The sequence below is a fragment of the Actinotignum sanguinis genome, assembly GCF_003957255.1.
Taxonomy (GTDB): Bacteria; Actinomycetota; Actinomycetes; order Actinomycetales; family Actinomycetaceae; genus Actinotignum; species Actinotignum sanguinis.
Genome location: NZ_QDIE01000056.1, coordinates 1 through 3,236 on the forward strand (window position 1 = coordinate 1; position 3,236 = coordinate 3,236).

The window sequence follows — 3,236 nt, forward strand, 5'->3', positions numbered from 1 at the left end:
AAGTCGGGGTTAAACCAACACGTTCTGTCCATCCAAAAACTCGAGTCAAACCGAGTTCGAACCCGACTTTAGCCTGCTAGCAAGCCGAAAAGTCCGGATAAAACCAACACCAAGTGTCCTATAGGCCGCGATCTTTCTTCTTACGCTTCGCCATCAGGGCTCCTCTCTGCGCAGATAGGGCTCACAAGCAGCCCCAGAAACGGCATCTCCGCCATCCACTACCTGCGATACAACTCAGGCTCGTTTCGCTTGCTTGCTACCAAACATTCAAAACGAGCCTGAACTCTGGGGTGGCCAACGGGGCTTGAACCCGCGACCTCCTGGACCACAACCAGGTGCTCTGCCAGCTGAGCTATGGCCACCATTTCGGCGAAAGAACGCCGATAAACAACTATAGCCGGTCACCGCCCGCAAAGACAATTCCACGGCGGTGATAGCGGCCACGTTGTAAGCCAGCTCGGCGCACCGACCCGCTGCGCCGTCGTACTTAATCCGCGGTTATTCGTGGGAGCGCGAGCTGCGCCGTCGCCGTGATAAACGCGCAAACGGCACTGCCCGCGCGCGCAACCGCGATCCGCGACCGAACTACCAGGCCGTACGCACCGCAATCGCATCCGCGAAGCGGTTGAGGTGACTCTCATCGAGGGACAGATACAACGAGCCGTCGATAAGGGAAATCTCCATCACGTAAAACTCGTTGGGGTCTCCCGGCGCGGCCGGCACAATGTCCACGCGGTTGAAGAGCAGCAGGTGGTCGCGCCCGGTGTGTTCGCGGATGAGCCCGTGCAGCACATTGCGAACCCGCTCACCCCAGCGCCATTCCGATTCACGCGCCTCTGAAACAGACACGACTTCTTCCTGGATTTGATCCGCGCTGCGGAAACGCGGATGGAGCAGCGGCGCCTTTTCCACCCGATACGAGGCCAGGCCGTTGAGGAAGATCAGCGACACCTCACCGGTACGGTCGATATTTTCCAGGTAACGCTGCACCATGACGCTGCGGCCTTTAGCCAGCTCGTGCTGCGCATGCAAAATCGCTTGGGAGCGCGAGGACGGATCGGTGGCGGTATAGCGGCCCGTACCGCGCCCGCCCGAGGATACCGCGGGCTTGACCACGAAATCTCCGTGCGCCGGGAACCGGGTATGGACCTGGTGTTTCGTCAGGTTTTCCTCCGGTTCCAGCCAGGTGGTGGGAATGGTCGGCAAACCCGCCGCTTCCAATTCCCGCAGGTAATGCTTATCAGAATTCCACGCCATAATATCCGCGTGGTTGAGAATCCGCGGCACGGAGCGGGCCCAGGAAATGAAAGCCTGCGGATCACGCCCGTAATCACGAACTGAGCGGACAACGACAACTCCGGCGTTGTTCCAGTCGTAATCGGGGTCGTTCCACGCTACAACGCGCGGTTCGATATGGCGCTCACGCAGGGCATCGGGCAGGCCGGCCTCGTCCACGTCGAGGTTCGGTAAGTCTTTGCTCGTAGCAAGAGTAACAATGGGATCAGACACACTCTAACTCTACCCCGGCTAGTCTTATGGCGTGGCGATCCTCGACTCTTCCCCATTACTAACAATTTTCGTTGTGGTGGCCCTCGGGTCACTTCTCGGTGCGATTCCGCTGGGCCGGATACGTATCGGCGCGGCCGGCGCGCTCTTTGTGGGTTTGGCCATGTCCGCACGCTTCCCCGAACTGGGTGCGGGAATGGACGTGGTGCAGTCCCTCGGGCTGGCACTTTTCGTCTACACGGTGGGCATCGCCTCAGGCGCGGCCTTTTTCGCGCAGCTGCGGCGCAACCTCTCCTTGCTCCTGGCCTCCGTGGTGGCGGTTTTCCTCGCCGCGGGCGCGGCACTGGTGATGGGACTACTTTTCGGCATCGAACGGCCGTTTTTGGCGGGCCTTTTCACAGGTGCGACGACGGCGGCACCGGCCCTCGCCACCGCCACCCGACTCACGGAAGGCAGCACACAGCCCGCGATCGGATATGCCTTCGGATATCCCCTGGCAGTCATCATTGGAATTATCCTGGTCTCCCTCGTCGTGGGCCGCGCCTGGCCGGGGCTGCGCGATACCCCTTCGCTAGCCGGAACCCTGCTGGATCCGCGCACCATCACCGTGGAACACCCCATGAACCTGCGCGACATCCCTGAATGGGCCGACGGGCGCGTGCGCGTCTCCTACTTGCGGCGGGGCGGCCGGGTGCGAGTGGCGCTGCCCGGTGAAGATCTTGAGGTGGGGGACGACGTCGTTGTTGTTGGTCTGGCAACGGATGTGGAGGCCGCCGCCGCGCACCTCGGGCATTTGCGCAGTGACCACCTGGCCGATGATCGTAGCCACGTGGATTTCAACCGCCTGGTGGTCTCCAACCCGGATGTGGCGGCGCGCTCCATCGGGGAACTCAACCTGCCCGCCAAATACGGCGCGGTGGTGACCCGGGTACGGCGCGGGGACCTGGAGCTGCTGGCCCGCGATGATTTCATTCTGGAGCCGGGCGACCGGGTAACCGTGGTGGCTCCGCGGGAACGCTGGGATGCCATCGCTGATCTATTTGGGGATTCCGAGCGTTCCATTTCGGAGATCGACGTGCTGAGTTTATCGGTGGGCATGGTGGCCGGGCTGCTCCTCGGTTTTGTGACTTTCCCACTGCCCGGGGGCCAGGCGTTCCAGTTGGGGACCGCGGCCGGGCCGCTCATCGCGGGAATGTTCTTGGGTGCGGCGCGACGCACCGGGCCTTTTGTGTGGGCGATGCCGGAGGCAGCCAATTTGACGATGCGCCAGCTGGGCCTGACGCTGTTCTTAGCTGGTTTGGGACTGACGGCCGGGCCGGGATTCGGGAAGATCGTGACCTCTCCGCAGGCGGTGGGTGCGGCCGTGACCGTCTGCGTAATTACGCTGGTCTCCTGCGCGGCGTTGCTGGTGGCGGGTGCCTGGGTACTCCGGCTTTCCGCTCCGCGAACCGCCGGGGCCGTCGCCGGTTTCCTGGGCCAGCCCGCGGTGCTGGATGCGGCTACGTCACGGGTGGGCGACGAACGCATCGATAATGCTTACGCCACCCTCTTCGCTTTTTCGATTGTGGTAAAGATTTTCCTGGTGCCGGCGGTGCTGGTGCTCTAGTGTACCGTCCGTGAAATAGCTTACTGGTGATGGTATTATTGATCCATGTCGCACCCCGCTAAACCACTCGCCTTGAGTGACGAGGAACGAAGCACCCTGGAAAAGATCTACAACTCACCATCAC

2 protein-coding genes and 1 tRNA gene are annotated in these 3,236 nt (G+C 62.0%); 1 reads left to right on the forward strand and 2 read right to left on the reverse strand.

Annotated elements, in window-relative coordinates; genetic code table 11:
• Nucleotides 1-286: 286 nt before the first annotated feature.
• Both DDD64_RS08685 and DDD64_RS08690 read right to left on the reverse strand, forming a co-directional pair.
• A tRNA-His gene (locus DDD64_RS08685) sits at nucleotides 287-362 on the reverse strand.
• 223 nt (nucleotides 363-585) lie between these two features.
• Nucleotides 586-1,509 (reverse strand): ATP-grasp domain-containing protein, encoded by a 924-nt coding sequence (locus DDD64_RS08690; RefSeq protein WP_126135965.1) that lies wholly within the window; start codon nucleotides 1,507-1,509, stop codon nucleotides 586-588.
• Nucleotides 1,510-1,540: 31 nt separating this feature from the next.
• On the opposite strand from DDD64_RS08690, the gene DDD64_RS08695 reads away from it, so the two are divergent.
• On the forward strand, nucleotides 1,541-3,112 hold the full coding sequence (locus DDD64_RS08695) for an aspartate:alanine exchanger family transporter (protein ID WP_126135966.1): 1,572 nt from the start codon (nucleotides 1,541-1,543) through the stop codon (nucleotides 3,110-3,112).
• Nucleotides 3,113-3,236 lie beyond the last annotated feature (124 nt).